13 protein-coding genes and 1 other annotated feature are annotated in these 14,624 nt (G+C 58.2%); of the genes, 3 read left to right on the top strand and 10 right to left on the bottom strand.

Annotated features, from left to right (window positions below):
* Positions 1-225: 225 nt before the first annotated feature.
* A complete protein-coding gene (locus C816_RS16265; protein WP_016323497.1) occupies positions 226-642 on the bottom strand; it encodes a DUF3792 family protein in 417 nt (138 codons plus the stop codon).
* A gap of 73 nt (positions 643-715) precedes the next feature.
* A complete protein-coding gene (gene yajC / locus C816_RS16260; RefSeq protein WP_016323496.1) occupies positions 716-1,072 on the bottom strand; it encodes a preprotein translocase subunit YajC in 357 nt (118 codons plus the stop codon).
* A 262-nt stretch (positions 1,073-1,334) separates the two neighbouring features.
* Between yajC and C816_RS16255 the strand changes: the two genes are divergently transcribed.
* Positions 1,335-1,985, top strand: coding sequence for a CatB-related O-acetyltransferase (locus C816_RS16255; RefSeq protein WP_016323495.1), 651 nt, complete (start codon positions 1,335-1,337; stop codon positions 1,983-1,985).
* 87 nt (positions 1,986-2,072) lie between these two features.
* On the opposite strand, the gene tgt is transcribed toward C816_RS16255, so the two are convergent.
* From tgt to C816_RS16235, 4 genes are read right to left on the bottom strand one after another with little or no spacing between them, the layout of a single operon-like run.
* The gene (tgt, locus tag C816_RS16250) at positions 2,073-3,206 is read right to left on the bottom strand and encodes a tRNA guanosine(34) transglycosylase Tgt (protein WP_016323494.1); all 1,134 of its coding nucleotides are present in this window, start codon (positions 3,204-3,206) and stop codon (positions 2,073-2,075) included.
* Positions 3,207-3,227: 21 nt separating this feature from the next.
* Positions 3,228-3,479 carry a TfoX/Sxy family protein gene (locus C816_RS16245; protein WP_016323493.1) on the bottom strand — a complete coding sequence of 84 codons (252 nt, stop codon included), beginning with the start codon at positions 3,477-3,479 and terminating at the stop codon, positions 3,228-3,230.
* 18 nt (positions 3,480-3,497) lie between these two features.
* Positions 3,498-4,523: a tRNA preQ1(34) S-adenosylmethionine ribosyltransferase-isomerase QueA gene (gene queA, locus C816_RS16240; RefSeq protein ID WP_016323492.1), complete on the bottom strand. Its 1,026-nt coding sequence runs from the start codon at positions 4,521-4,523 to the stop codon at positions 3,498-3,500.
* 14 nt (positions 4,524-4,537) lie between these two features.
* On the bottom strand, positions 4,538-6,217 hold the full coding sequence (locus tag C816_RS16235; RefSeq protein ID WP_016323491.1) for a SpoIID/LytB domain-containing protein: 1,680 nt from the start codon (positions 6,215-6,217) through the stop codon (positions 4,538-4,540).
* Positions 6,218-6,394: 177 nt separating this feature from the next.
* Here C816_RS16235 and asd point away from each other — a divergent pair, with 177 nt between their 5' ends.
* Together asd and dapA are read left to right on the top strand one after the other, a co-directional pair.
* Complete coding sequence (gene asd / locus C816_RS16230) at positions 6,395-7,486, top strand: aspartate-semialdehyde dehydrogenase (protein WP_016323490.1); 1,092 nt, start codon at positions 6,395-6,397, stop codon at positions 7,484-7,486.
* A gap of 81 nt (positions 7,487-7,567) precedes the next feature.
* Entirely contained in the window at positions 7,568-8,461 is an 894-nt protein-coding gene (gene dapA, locus C816_RS16225) for a 4-hydroxy-tetrahydrodipicolinate synthase (RefSeq protein WP_016323489.1), read from the top strand.
* A 28-nt stretch (positions 8,462-8,489) separates the two neighbouring features.
* Here dapA and C816_RS16220 read toward each other — a convergent pair whose 3' ends face one another.
* From C816_RS16220 to recN, 4 genes are all read right to left on the bottom strand, one after another.
* The gene (locus C816_RS16220) at positions 8,490-9,662 is read right to left on the bottom strand and encodes a hypothetical protein (protein WP_016323488.1); all 1,173 of its coding nucleotides are present in this window, start codon (positions 9,660-9,662) and stop codon (positions 8,490-8,492) included.
* 794 nt (positions 9,663-10,456) lie between these two features.
* Entirely contained in the window at positions 10,457-10,978 is a 522-nt protein-coding gene (locus C816_RS16210; RefSeq protein WP_155979064.1) for a hypothetical protein, read from the bottom strand.
* Positions 10,979-11,259: 281 nt separating this feature from the next.
* Complete coding sequence (tyrS, locus tag C816_RS16205) at positions 11,260-12,492, bottom strand: tyrosine--tRNA ligase (RefSeq protein WP_016323486.1); 1,233 nt, start codon at positions 12,490-12,492, stop codon at positions 11,260-11,262.
* Between the two features lie 48 nt (positions 12,493-12,540).
* Positions 12,541-12,786, bottom strand: a binding site (T-box leader).
* Positions 12,787-12,935: 149 nt separating this feature from the next.
* On the bottom strand, positions 12,936-14,618 hold the full coding sequence (recN, locus tag C816_RS16200) for a DNA repair protein RecN (protein ID WP_016323485.1): 1,683 nt from the start codon (positions 14,616-14,618) through the stop codon (positions 12,936-12,938).
* Between the last annotated feature and the right edge of the window lie 6 nt (positions 14,619-14,624).

The raw sequence follows: 14,624 nt of genomic DNA, 5'->3' as shown, positions 1-14,624 counted from the left end.
TCAATGAAAAAAATCTTTTTTGTAATTTATGAACAAATGTTATGTAAACAATTTTATGTAAACTTCGTAAAGTTGAGCAAACAGGGGGATCCACCTTTTGGAAAAGGCCGACATCTGGTATTCCAGTATCAGACAACGCCCCCATATCTGCCCCACTTCCCTGCACAGCCCTTTGTCAAGTCAAAAACATCTATAAGTTTGCAATGCACACATTTTTGTGAAATCTTACAGCGCTCCTATTTTCCGCTTTTTCTTTTTCCGCTGTCCGCTGCCCAGTACGCCGGCCAGCAGGCCGCCCGCCAGGGCGCACAGTATCAGGATGCCGCCGTGTCCTGCCCAGTTGATCCCCTTCTCCCAGCAAAGAATCCCCACCGCCGCCAGAATACCCGCGAACAGCGCCGCGCACATCATGGCGCTGGGCAGCGGTCCCCACATGGGTCTCCGGGCGCAGAGAAATCCCCCGGCCAATGCGGACAGCAGACAGAGTGCCGCCACTGCCGGGAACATACCCGCCTCCGTTAGCGCGCCCTTCACCACCAGCAGCGTCACCAGCAGCTGCCCCAGGAGATAGATCCCGAAGGACAGACACAGTCCTTCTAAAAATACCAGCCCGTTCGGCGATTGTTTTTTTCCTTTGCCCATAAATAATCCTCCCTCACAATCGTTCCTAATCAGAACATATTGCAAGGGAGGCGGTTTTTATGAATGCCCGGGATTATTTTTCCTCTTTTTCAGGGGCTGGAATCTCGTTAACGGGATCGGCGGCCTCCTCCTTCTTCTCTTTCTTTTCCTTCTTGGCGTTCTCGGGCTGCTCGCCGGTCTGTACGCCCACGGTGGAGACGGCCCAGCGAGTCAGCTCCATGCGGACACGGTCCTCGCTGGTCTCAATGATGATGGTGTTCTGATCGGTGGAGACGATCTTCCCCACAATCCCGCCGATGGTGGTGACAGTATCGCCCTTTTTCAGGCTGTCCCGCATCTCCTGAGCCTGCTTCTTCCGCTTGTTCTCCGGACGGATCAGGATGAAGTAGAAGATCGCCAGCATCGCAACCATCATAAAAATAGGTTCCATGTTGATAAAACTCCTTTTCCTTCGTAAATTCAGAATGGTACCATTATACCAGAATTAACCGGTTTTGCAAGAACTTTCTTTGCATTATGAACCACACTGCCCCTGTGTTTTCCAAAAGAATTGCCAAAGAGGCGGTTTTGTGGTAAAATTTCTCCGGCGCATGCGCTGAAAACGGAACGAAGAGAGGTGGACACGCCTGTGAAACGCTGCATTGCCGTCTCTGGAATCGTCTTGAAAAAGTAATCAGAAAAGGAGTTTGATTATGGCGATTCCAGACCACACCAGAGTATACCCCAGGACCGGAGATACACAGACTGTATATTTGAAAAACGTGGTGGACGACCCGGCAATTCAAATTGGGGCGTTTACCATTTATAACGACTTTGTACGCGATCCCAGGGACTTTCAGAAAAACAATGTTCTCTACCACTACCCCATCAACCGCGACTGCCTGTACATCGGGAAATTCTGTTCCATTGCCTGCGGCGCCCGTTTTCTCTTCAACAGCGCCAACCACACCCTGCACTCCCTTTCCAACTACACCTTCCCTATCTTTTACGAGGCATGGGACCACAGCATAAGTCCCGCCGAGGCCTGGGACAACAAAGGGGACATCGTCATCGGGAACGACGTATGGATTGGCTATGAGGCCGTGATCCTGGCGGGCGTTACCATCGGCGACGGCGCGGTAATCGGCGCCCGTGCCGTGGTGACGAAGGATGTGCCGCCATATACCATTGCGGGCGGCGTTCCGGCCCGTCCTATTCGAAAGCGGTTCTCCGATGAGACGGCGGATACCCTGCTGCAGCTGCGGTGGTGGGACTGGCCCCTGGAGCGGATCTCGGAGGGGCTCCACTCCATCCAGCGCGGTGACCTGGAGACACTGGCCGACTTGGCGCAGCGCCGGATATGAAGATCTTCTCTTTATGTGCTCTATGAGATTTTTCTGCACAAAATAGTCAGACAAGGACGTATCCACCCCGGATACGTCCTTGCATTTTTATGCCCGTTCCTCCAGCCGCCCACTGTACCGGACGCGGAAGTCCGCGAAGGTTCCCTCGTCCAGGGCCTGCCGGATTCGGGTCATCAGCTCATTATAGAAATACAGGTTGTGGAGCACCGCCAAACGCAGGGCCAGTACCTCGTCCGCCTTGAACAGATGCCGCAGGTACGCCCGGGAAAACCGCCGGCACACAGGACAGCCGCAGCTCTCGCTGATAGGCCGCGCATCCGCGGCATATTTCTCATTCAGGATATTGACAGTGCCCTCCCAGGTAAAGAGCTTGCCGTGGCGGCCGTTTCGGGAGGGCATGACGCAATCGAAGAAGTCCACCCCCCGGCTGACGCCCTCGATAATGTTGCTGGGTGTGCCGACCCCCATGAGGTAGCGGGGCTTCTCCCTCGGCATAAAGGGCTCCACCACGTCGATCATCTCATACATAACCTCCGCCGGCTCCCCTACGGCCAATCCGCCGATTGCAAAGCCGTCGCAGTCGATCTTTGCGATCTCCCGCATATGCCAGGCACGGAGATCCGCGAAGGTGGCCCCCTGGTTGATGCCGAAGAGCATCTGACCGGGGTTTACCGTGTCCGGCAGGCTGTTGAGACGGTCGTGCTCGGCCTTGCATCGCTCCAGCCAGCGGAAGGTCCGCTCGCAGCTGGCCTTGGCGTAGTCGTACTGTGCCGGGTTCTCCACGCACTCGTCAAAGGCCATGGCGATGTCGCTGCCCAGGTTGGACTGGATCTGCATGGATTCCTCCGGTCCCATGAAGATCTTCCGGCCGTCGATGTGGGAGGAGAAATACACGCCCTCCTCCTTAATTTTCCGGAGACTTGCCAGGGAGAACACCTGGAACCCGCCGGAATCCGTCAGGATGGGGCCGTCCCAATTCATAAACTTGTGCAGTCCCCCCATACGCCGCACCAGCTGGTCGCCGGGCCGCAGATGCAGGTGGTAGGTATTGCTGAGCTCGATCTGGCAGCCGATCTCCTGCAGGTCAAAGGCCGAGACGCCGCCCTTGATGGCCGCCTGTGTCCCCACGTTCATGAAGACAGGAGTCTGGACAAGGCCTCCGTGGGCGCAGGAAAACTCGCCGCGCCGGGCGCGGCCCTCAGTTTTGAGAACTCTGAACATGGACGTTACTCCTTAATTTTATTAAAGACTGTCGAAAAATGTCCTCAGAGCCGCTTTTTTCTCTTGGGACAACGCCTTTTTGGGGATACCGTCCTCCGCGCCGGCCAGGGCGGTCAGCTGATGGAAGCAGGCGGTTGGGTCCACCTGGGCGCGAATGCGAAGGAATGATTCCTGCGCCCCCAGTTCCCGCAGCTGTTCCGGGGTGGTGACGCCCACCCGGCATAGGTTTTCCGCCAGCTTGGGGCCGATATTGGGAAGATCTGTCAATTCCATAAGCAAAAGCCTCCTCCATCAATACAAAAACATGGCGTCGCCGAAGGAGAAAAAGCGGTATCTCTCCCGGACAGCCTCCTGATAGGCCGCCAAAACATGCTCCCGCCCGGCAAAGGCGGACACCAGCATGACCAGGGTGCTCTCCGGAAGATGGAAGTTGGTCACAAGCGCGTCCGTCACCTTGAAGCGGTAGCCGGGATAGATGTAGATGTCCGTCCAGCCGCTTCTGGCCTCCATGTGTCCATCCTCCCCGGCCCAGGACTCCAGCGTCCGGCAGGAGGTGGTGCCCACACACACGCACCGGCCCCCAGCGGTCCGGGTCTGATTGATCAGATCAGCTGTCTCCTGAGGCAGGATGCAGTACTCGCTGTGCATAGTATGATCTGTAATGTCTTTTTCCTTTACAGGTCGAAAGGTGCCAAGACCTACATGAAGGGTCACATATCCGATCCCCACGCTCTTTGCCGCTATGGTCTCCAGAAGCTTTGGCGTAAAGTGGAGGCCCGCCGTGGGGGCCGCCGCGCTTCCGTTGTGCCGGGAGTAGACTGTCTGATACCGCTCCCGGTCCTGGAGCTCCGCCTTGATATAGGGCGGCAGAGGCATCTTGCCCAGCCGCTCCAGGACCTCCAGAAAAATTCCCTGGTAAGTGAAACGGACCAGGCGGTTGCCCCCTTCAATTTCTCCGGTCACCTCCGCCGTCAGCTCACCGTCTCCGAAGGACAGTTTTGCTCCGGGGCGCATCTTCCGGCCGGGACGTACCAGACACTCCCAGGTCCCCTCCCCCCTGTCGGTGAGCAGCAAAACCTCGCAGGCGCCGCCGCCGGGAAGCCGCTGGCCCAGAAGCCTGGCCGGCAGAACCCGGGAGTCGTTTAAGATCAGGCAGTCGCCGGGACGCAGAAAGTCCGGCAGGTCATAAAAATGGCAGTGCCTGGTCTCTCCGGTGGAGCGGTCCAGCGTCATCAGCCGGGATGCGTCCCGCTGCTGGATAGGCGTCTGGGCAATCAGCTCCTGGGGAAGGTCATAGTAAAAATCGCTGGTCTTCATATCGTGTCCGTTCCTCACCGAATGGTGATGTCTGTATAGTAAAATTCCAGAATATCCTGATAATTGTATCCCTGCTCCGCCATGGATCGGGCGCCGTACTGGCTCATGCCCACATTGTGGCCGTTTCCCGTGCCGGTGATGGTAAAGCTGCCGTTGGCGGAGCCGGCGCTGGGCTGGGAGACGGTTCCCCCGCCGCCGCTGACCGTGGAGATGCCGGAGGAGGAAATGACGGAGGCGGAGTCGCCTGCCAGCGTTTCCATGGTCCCGCCGCCGGAAATAACGAAAGTCCCATTCAGGGACGGCAACTGCCCGCCGCCGCTGACATAGACGCTGCCGCCGGTGCCCGCACTGCTGCCGTTGATGTCAAAGCGCATACTGCGGACGGATTTGTTGTATGTGCTGCTGTAAAAAATGGTGCGGCAGGTATCGCCGCTGACGGTGGTGGAGCCGCGGCTCCCATCAAAGGTCACTTTTTTCACGTTGCCCATGGGGGTGTACTCGGATATGTAGACGTTTTGGACCATGCCGATGGAGTAGCCCTTCTGCTCCAAAATCCAGGTAAGCTCGTCCGCGCTGTATGTGACGGAGTAGCTGTAACTGGGGATATTGATCCGGGCCTCATTGGGGTCCGGCTTGCCGATGAGATACCCCGGGTCTCCGCCGAAGACGTTGGCGGAGTCCTCTGTGGCGCCGCCGTTGGAGGAGTGGTACACCGCGTCCTTCACCAGCTCGCCCCGGTAGTAGAGACACTCCCCCGCCGTGTTGTCAACGGCGTCGTTGCTCTGATCGCTGGGCCCGGCGGCGCCGCCGCTTCCCAGGCCCCGGTAGACCTGGCAGTCAGCGCCGTTGCACACGTCGAAGCCGTAGAGCGATGTGTGCTTGTTGTTGCCGTAGACAAAGGTGCGCACACAAACCGCCTGGGCCTCCAGAGCCGCCAGGGGCCAGTCGCCGCTCATCTCATAGGGGATGACGCCTTTGACGTAGTCCTCCACATCCACCACGTTGGAGACATTGATGTTTCCGCCGGTGACCCGGGCGTACTCAAAGCCTCCTGCGTATTTGTAGCCCTTGAACCAGGTGGCAGTCTCCCCCCGCCATCCCTCGGGCAGTATGCCAAGATTACGGGCGCCGCCGCAGTCGAACTCAAAGAGGATTTGGTCTGTCTTGGTCACTGTCACCACAATGCCCGTAGAGGAGGACTGGGCCACACCGTCCCCGCCATAGCGGTTCACGTCGTTTTCCGCTTCGCTCCGGGACTGGTAGCTGCCAATCCGTACAACGAATTCGCCGGAGATCCAGGCGGGATAGCCGCCGTACTCCCGGGCGGCGTCCGCAGCGTCCTCATAGTCCCGGAAACCTGCAAGCTCCACATGCCATCCGCCCAAAAAGCGGTAGCCGCCGGAGGGGATGTCCGGGGAATAAGCGCCGCTGCCGTTCATATAAATATCACCAGCGGCAGTCATGGAGATCTGCGTCTCCCCCGTCCGCCCCAGGGAGCGGAACTCCCGGCTCTCATCAAACCAGCCGAATTCATAGCCCTCTCCCAGGCTGTTCTCCAGATTGGCCGAAAAGAGCGCGTTGGAGCCGTACCAGAGTCCCACCTTTACCCTGTCGTTCACCACCGCGGATGCGGAGACAGCAGACAGTGAGAAAAAAGTCACAACGAACAGGGCCGTCAAAAGCAGTTTTTTCATGGAACCTCCCCATGGCCCTGACCTTGACGAAACCCAAAAAGTATGTTAATATACATACAAATGTCCGTCTTACAAATACAGGGCTGTTTTTTTCTCAGTAAAAAACATTATAGTACAAAACGGCGCCAGAAGCAACAAAAAAAGACGCCGGAACAAACACAGCAGGAGGAGCATATAATGAAACAGTACAAAGTGGGTGTCATCGGCTGTACGGGCATGGTGGGCCAGCGGTTCGTCACCCTGATGGAAAACCACCCTTGGTTTCACTTGACCGCCGTGGCTGCAAGTGCCCGCAGCGCCGGGAGGCGCTATGGCGAAGCTGTGGAGGGCCGCTGGGCCATGTCCGCCCCGGTGCCGGAGACGGCTAAAGAGCTGGTAATTCTGGACGCGGAGGCTGACGCGGAAAAACTGGCGGAGCAGGTAGATTTCTGCTTCTGCGCTGTGGACATGAAAAAAGAGGATATCCGGGCCTTAGAGGAGCGGTACGCCAAACTGGAGTGCCCCATCGTCTCCAACAACTCCGCCCACCGCTGGACGGACGACGTGCCCATGGTAGTGCCGGAGCTCAACGCGGAGCACCTGGAGGTTATCGAGGCCCAGCGCAAACGTCTGGGGACCCGGCGGGGATTTATCGCCGTGAAGTCCAACTGCTCCCTCCAGAGCTATGTCCCCGCCCTGCACCCTCTGCTGAAATACGGCCTGGAACGGGCCCTGGTCTGTACCTATCAAGCCATTTCCGGCGCAGGCAAAACCTTTGAGCGCTGGCCGGAGATGGTGGATAACTGTATTCCCTATATCGGCGGCGAGGAGGAAAAAAGCGAGCAGGAGCCTCTGAAGCTGTGGGGCGTGGTGGAGGACGGCAGAATCATCAAGGCCGCCGGCCCCGCCATCACAGCCCAGTGCTTTCGGGTGGCCTGCCAGGACGGCCACATGGCGGCTGTATTCATGAAGTTCCAGGAGAGCCGTAAGCCGACCGCAGAACAGATCAAGGCCGACTGGGCCGCTTTCCGGGGTCCCGCCCAGGAACTGGACCTCCCCTCTGCCCCCAAACAGTTCCTCCACTACTTCGAGGAGCCGGACCGGCCGCAAACCCGGCTGGACCGGAATCTGGAAAACGGCATGGCTGTCTCCCTGGGCCGTCTGCGGGAGGACACCCAGTATGATTACAAATTTGTGGGCCTCAGCCACAACACCCTCCGGGGCGCTGCCGGCGGCGCAGTGCTGCTGGCGGAGCTGCTGTGCGCAAAGGGATATATTGAGGCAAAATAAACGGCACTGTCTACAAAAGAAAGCGGATGCCCAAACCGGGCATCCGCTTTTTGTCCATCGATCATGAAAGGAGTGATGCGCTTGAAACAACCGATTTTTACAGGCTCCGGTGTGGCCATCGCCACGCCCTTCACAAACGGCGGCGTGAACTTTGACGCCCTGGGAAAGCTACTGGATTTCCAGTTGGAGAGTGGTACGGATGCTGTCATCGCCTGCGGCACCACCGGGGAGGCCAGCACCATGACACCCCGTGAGAGGACAGAGGTCATCGCGTTCTGCGCAGAGCGTGTGAAGGGAAAAGTCCCGGTGATTGCAGGGGCCGGATCCAACTCCACGGAGGTGGCCGTCACCCTCTCCCGGGAGGCGGAGAACGCCGGGGCCGACGGGCTGCTGCTGGTGACGCCCTACTACAATAAAGCCTCCCAGGCCGGGATGATCCGGCACTACCAGACCATCGCCGACGCGGTGAACCTCCCCTGCATCCTCTACAATGTGCCCTCCCGCACCGGGGTCTCCATCGCCCCGGAGACGTACGCCGAGCTGGCGAAGCACCCCAACATCATCGGCACCAAGGAGGCCTCCGGAAATCTGGGAAATATCCAGCGAACCCAAAACCTGTGCCTGGAGGACTTCTACATCTGGTCCGGCAACGACGACGAGACGGTCCCCATCTGCGCCCTGGGCGGCGTTGGGGTAATCTCCGTGGCGGCCAACGTCCTCCCCGCTGAGATGCACACCCTGGCCCGGCTGTGCCTGGATAACGACTTTGCCGAGGCCGGGAAGCTCCAGCTGTACTTAAAGGACTTCTGCGACGCCATGTTCTGCGAGGTGAACCCCATTCCCGTCAAGACGGCGCTGAATCTGCTGGGGTGGGAGATGGGAGAACTCCGCCTTCCCCTGTGCCCGCCAAGTGACGCCAATCTGGCGCGCATCCGGGAGACGCTGGTGAAATACGCGCTGTTGCCGGCGGAGTAAAGAGGGGCGGGGAGATTTCCCCGCCTCTTTATTCTGTGATTCCCTCTTCCTCCTTGTAAAGTCTTTCAGCTTTAAGGACCGCTTTTTCCAGTGCCTCCCGGCTGTCCAGCTCCAGAGCGTCCCCAAAGGGATAGTAATTCAGCCGGAGCCCCGGGAGATTGGACTGAAACATCCCATTCTCCGTGCTTATGAGCAGCGTGCTGTCCCGAAGATAGGTGTGGACCTCCCACAAAAAATCTGTCATGGCCTCCACATCGTATTGGTGCCCGTCCATGCGGAAATTGCAGTCCCAGATCACGCCGCTCTCATGGAGGACCTCTTCCCCACCTACGGCGTTCAGGGAGAACACCCGGAGCGAATACTCTGCCTGGCCCTGGTACATGGTAGGGAGATACCGGATGAGATAGTCCTGTCCGTCCATGGAGAAAGCGAAAATACTCGTCCACCCGGCGTGGGCGGTGTGAGCCTCCTCCTCCCACAGCGTGGCGCCGTCCGCGTCCACAACGCGGAGGGTGTGGGCGCTTTGAACGGATGTAATTTCCACCGTCTCCGGCTGTCCGTCGTGGTTGAAGTCATAGGTCTCCGGCAGGATCTCCTCCGTACGCTCCAGCGTCTCGCCGGTGATCTGCCCCTGCTCCGTGGTGATATAGCAGGTGCAGCGGGACTGTCCCTCGTTCACATCGTCAAAGGTCAGGTCCAGACAGTGCTCTGACCGCCACTCTCCCCAGGGCTCGTAATACGCCGGAAAGGTGTACTCCGGGATGGAGTTTCCATCCGGCAGAGTGAAGTCCCAGGCGGTCCAGTGCTCCGTCTCAAGGACGGTGACGGAGCACCAGGTCCGAGCGGACCGGGCCAGGGCCAGATACCCTCCCTCCGGAGACCAGAGAGCCCTCTGGCTCACCATGCCCTCCGTCTCCCACAGCACCTCCTCTGTAAGACGGTCCACCACCTGGACCTTCTCCGGCACCCGGACGCCGCTGACATAGAAATCCGTCGCTCCCGCGGTGCGGACCAGTAACCGCTGATCGGGGGAGATGGTCTCCCCTTCCACCACTGCCAGAGGCGCGGCCTCCAGCATCTCCTTGTACGCCCGCTCTCCGTCGGACAGGCCGTCCGCCGCCGGACCGCGGGAGACCGCGAAAACCGTTCCAGCGGTCAGCAGAAGCAGCGCACACAGGCCAATGATCTGTTCTCTCTTCATAAGCTCCACCCTCATCTCTCTTGATGGAAATCAGTATAGCGGAAAATGGAATATTATGTCTACCACAGCCCGGTTACAGAAAAATGACAGTGCGGTAAAAGAAGTAACGGCCTGGTAACAGGAAAATCAGGGGAGAGGGCCGCGGCCCTCTCCCCCTTTGAGGATTTAGAATTTCCAGTACAGTTATTCTTTTGTCTCGCCGACCAGCTCTTCAAAGCTATTGCCAATGACCCCTTTGACAAACAGGTCAATGCAGTCCTCCATCATTTTTACGATGTCGTCTCTATATTCATTTGCAGAGCGGATGCGGCTCAGCTGTTCCTTTATTCCAGCCGCTAATTCCGCCGCGTCGAAAGGTTAATTTGCGACACGGTTCCGTTGATCCGTTGACATGTGGAGATTGGCTCCTATTGAACGGTCTTTTTTGGTGTAGTCGGGGTTAAAGGCATACTCAAACTGAGTCTGTATGAGAGCGCAGCAAATGCACGCCTGATCGCCCATCTTGTGTTCCAGAACGCCAGTTCTTCTCAGCTCACTCTGCATTTTTAGGAAGTACAAAGTCGTATTTTTACCGGCATATATCTCCCTAATTGCTGCCTCCATTTCATTAAAATTCATTCCATCATAGCCTAGGCCATGTTTGAAAAAAGTCAAAACGCCCAAACGGTGGATCTTGATCCGCCACTCTGCGTTAAATTTTCTTGCCGAGCGTCAGCCCGCCTGCAAAAATTTGCCTTGATTGGCGAAAAAATCTCTCGCCGTTGGGCATTCCGCCATTTTTCAAATATGGCCCTTCAAAAGAGAATCATGGAGAACCTTGCCGGCAGCTTTTTCCAAAGCCATTTTTCCTCATAACTGTTGGCTTCTCCAGCCGCTTCGCGTGCGGTATTTACTTCAGGAATAAAAATACGGCGGTTGATCTCATTTACAAAATGGTTATTGACCCGCGCCCATTCCATGGGCCTGGTAATACCGGCTGTAATGGCGATCATATTCCCGTCAAAGGCTTCATTATAGCGATTCCATATCTCCGCATAGATCTCTTCGGAACTCATTCCGGTATAGTCCGTCTGCTCGGTTATTTCCGCCAGCTGATTGAGTTTTGCAAAGGTCGCGTTGCAGACAGCGGGATTCCCATAAGCCAATTCCGCACTGGTAAAATTCGCTTCTGTATTGAACAATTGGGTATTCGTGCTAGGAACGCAACGGTCCTGAGATCTCGCCTGCATCACCTGTCCAAAGGTTTTTGATGATGCGGACGGACCTGTTGATTTCCGATATTCCGGACAAACCTGCGGAGATTTCTCAATTTTCATAATTTCTGATCCCCCAATTTATAGTTTTGAGATAATATTTAAGAAACCGTGTCCATAGTCGGGAAATGCTGGATGGGCGAGAGAATTCCGCGAGCGGCGTGAAAAGACCCGTCCAGACGGCGTTCAACGCCTGTGAATACAGCTTCTACAGCAATCCTCAAAATTGCGGGCACCAAAACGGCGGCCCCTACGCATCGCCTGTAGGGGCCGCCCATTTGCCGGAAATTTTGATGTCCGCTATCAGTTATCAAATACCATCGCAGGCTGGGATACAGCTCCTATCACTTTACAACGGCCCGGTGATAGACCTTCTTGCCCTTTTTGATAATGATGCCCTCGCCCTCGAAGTCCGACTGGTCGAAGGCTTCGCCGATGTCCGTCACCTTCCGGTCATTGACCGCCATGCCGCCCTGCTGGATCAGCCGCCGCGCCTCGCCGTTGGAGGGGCACAGGCCGCAGGCCACCAGCAGATTGACGGCGCCGATCTTTCCGCCTTCAAACTTCCCGGCGTCCAGCTCCGTGGTGGGCATGTTGCTGACATCCCCGCCGGTGGAGAACAGCGCACGGGCGGCGGCCTGGGCTTTGTCCGCCTCCTCTTTGCCATGGACCATATTGGTCAGTTCCCATGCCAGAATCTCCTTGGCCTGGTTGAGCTGGGCATCCTTCCAATGGTCCATTTCGTCGATCTGCTCCAGAGGCAGGAAGGTGAGCCAGCGGACGCACTTCATCACGTCCGCGTCTCCCACGTTGCGCCAGTACTGGTAGAAATCATAGGGACTGGTCTTGCTGGGGTCCAGCCACACGGCGTTGCCAGCGGTCTTTCCCATCTTGTTGCCCTGGGAGTCCGTGAGCAGGTTGATGGTCATGCAGTGGGAGTCCCTGCCCAGCTTGCGGCGAATCAGCTCTGTACCGCCCAGCATATTGCTCCACTGGTCATTGCCGCCGCATTGGAGATTGCAGCCCACCGTCTGGAACATGTGGTAGAAATCGTAGGACTGCATAATCATATAATTGAACTCCAGGAAGCTGAGCCCCCGCTCCATGCGCTGCTTGTAGCAGTCCGCCCGGAGCATATTGTTTACGGAGAAGCAGGCCCCGACCTCCCGCAGCAGGTCCACATAGTTGAGGCTCAGCAACCAATCGGCGTTATTGAGCATCATGGCCTTGCCGGGACCCTCGCCAAAGTCGATAAACCGCTCCATCTGGCGCTTAAAACACTCGGCGTTGTGATCGATGTCATCCCGGGTGAGCATCTTCCGCATATCTGTGCGGCCGGAGGGATCGCCGATGGTGGTGGTGCCGCCGCCAATGAGGGCAATGGGCTTATTTCCAGCCATCTGGAGGCGCTTCATCAGGGTAAGGGTCACAAAGTGCCCGGCTGTCAGGCTGTCGGCGGTGCAGTCGTACCCAATATAAAAGGTTGCCTTGCCGTTGTTGATGAGGTCCTTGACCTCCTCCTCGCTGGTCACCTGGGCAATCAGCCCGCGAGCCTGTAGTTCATCATAACAAGTCATAATAATCTTTCTCCTTCAATTAAAATTCGCCCTCCGTCCCGGGCCGGGACAGAGGGCGAAGCAACTTCGCGGTACCACCTCTGGTTCGCCGCCTCCTCGCGGAGACGGCCTCATGGAGTGCCAGCACACTCCCGCGCGGTAACGGGCGCACCCGGAGCACGCCTACTGGGCCGTAAGGCCGTTGGGGTGCCGGCTCTGAGGGGTATTCTCCGTCTGACCCTCTCCCCTTTTCAGCAAAACAGGGGCTCTCTGCGCAACGCCATGGCGGATACTCTTCCTCTTCCTCACCATATATATCGGGGATTATAGCGGATCGATGCCGGTTTGTCAACTGGTTTTGTTCACCTTCTCCGCTTCTTCATCCGCCTCAGAAACTTAGGGCTTTGGCATAGTGGGAAACCGGCTGACATTCCTCTCAGCCGATTTTGTATTCTGTAAAAATCTCACAAGCCCCGCCGGTAGGCCTCCGCACCGTCCAGCAGCTCCCCGGCGCTCTCCAGAAGGGCATCCGTCACCTTGGTGCCGCCGGTGATCCGGGCCAGCTCCGCTTTCCGCCGCTCCCGGTCCAGCCGGACCACCTCTGTGTAGGTTCTGCCCTTCCGCTCTCCCTTCTCCACGGAGAAGTGGGTGTCCGCCATGGCCGCCAGCTGGGGCAGATGGGTGACGCACAGCACCTGCTTGCGGCGGCTCACCTGGGCCAGCTTCTCCGCCACCTTCTGGGCCGCCCGGCCGGAGACGCCGGTATCCACCTCGTCAAACACCAGGGTTCCGATGGACTCCTGCTCCGCCAGCACATTTTTCAGCGCCAGCATGATCCGGGCCAGCTCGCCGCCAGAGGCGATTTTGGCGATGGGCCTCAGATCCTCCCCGGCGTTGGCCGACATCAGAAAGCGGATAACGTCGCACCCGTCCGGAGACGGTTCCTTGGACTCGAAGGCAATAGAGAAGCGGACCTTCCCCATGTCCAGCTCCCGCAGCTCGGTCTGGATGCGGGATTCCAGGGCCTTTGCGGCCGCTTTTCGAACCTTGGTCAGGGCCGCTCCGGCGGACAGAGCGGCTTTCTCCGCCTTTTTCAGCTTCTGCTCCAGACGCACCAGCGTGTCGTCTGCCGTCTCAATGGCGTCCAGCTCCGCTCGGCACTTGTCCAGATATGAAAGGCACTCCTCCACCGTGGCGCCGTACTTCTTTTTCAGGCGGTACAGCTGGTCGGCGCGGCTCTCCACCGCGTCCAGCTCCGCCGGGGAGAAGTCAAATTCTGTCCGCCTATCCCGAATCGTCTCTGCAAGGTCATAGGCTTCACAGCGGAGGTCTTCCAAGCGTTTGTACAAGTCTCCCAGGTCGTCGCTCAGGGTGCGGATGGCGGACAGGGCGTCCTCCGCCTCCCGAAGCTGGCTCACCGCGCCGCCGCCCTCATCGCCGCCGCTCAGGGCGTAATCCGCCCCGGAGAGGGCGGAGAGATATTTCTCCCCGTTACGCAGAAGACTCCGGCGGGCGGTCAGCTCCTCCTCCTCGCCGGGAACCAGCTCTGCCCGCTCCAGCTCGTCGATCTGAAAGCGGAGGCTGTCCACCCGGCGGGCCTTCTCCGCCTCGTCCATTTGCAGAGAGCACATCTTTGTTCGCAGGGATTCCATAGTCTGATATTCCGACTGATAGGCTGCCAGCGCCGTCTCCGTCCTGCCGAAGCGGTCCAGATATGCGCCGTGCTGTTCCTCGTCCAAAAGCTGCTGGCCGTCGTGCTGGCCGTGGATGTTCAGCAGCTCCCCGCCGATCCGCCGCAGCTGGGCCACGGTGATGGGCCGTCCGTTGATCCGGCAGACGTTTTTCCCGTCTCCCCCGATCTCCCGCTGGAGCAGGAGCGTCCCGTCCTCCTCCGGCGCGACGCCGTTCTCCGCCAGTCCCGGCAGCTCCGGTGCGACACCGGAGAAGGAGGCACTGACAAATGCCTTGTCCGCGCCGGTGCGGATCAGCTCCCTGGAGGTACGGCCTCCCAGCACCGCGCCCATGGCGTCAATGACAATGGACTTGCCCGCGCCGGTCTCGCCGGTCAGGGCGTTGAAGCCCGGACGGAACTGGATGTCCGCCTCCTCGATTACCGCGATATTCTCAATATGAAGCACTTCCAGCATAAATTT

Origin of the sequence: Oscillibacter sp. 1-3, assembly GCF_000403435.2 — a bacterium.
Lineage (GTDB): Bacteria > Bacillota > Clostridia > Oscillospirales > Oscillospiraceae > Oscillibacter.
This window is presented reverse-complemented; position numbering and strand designations above follow the sequence as displayed.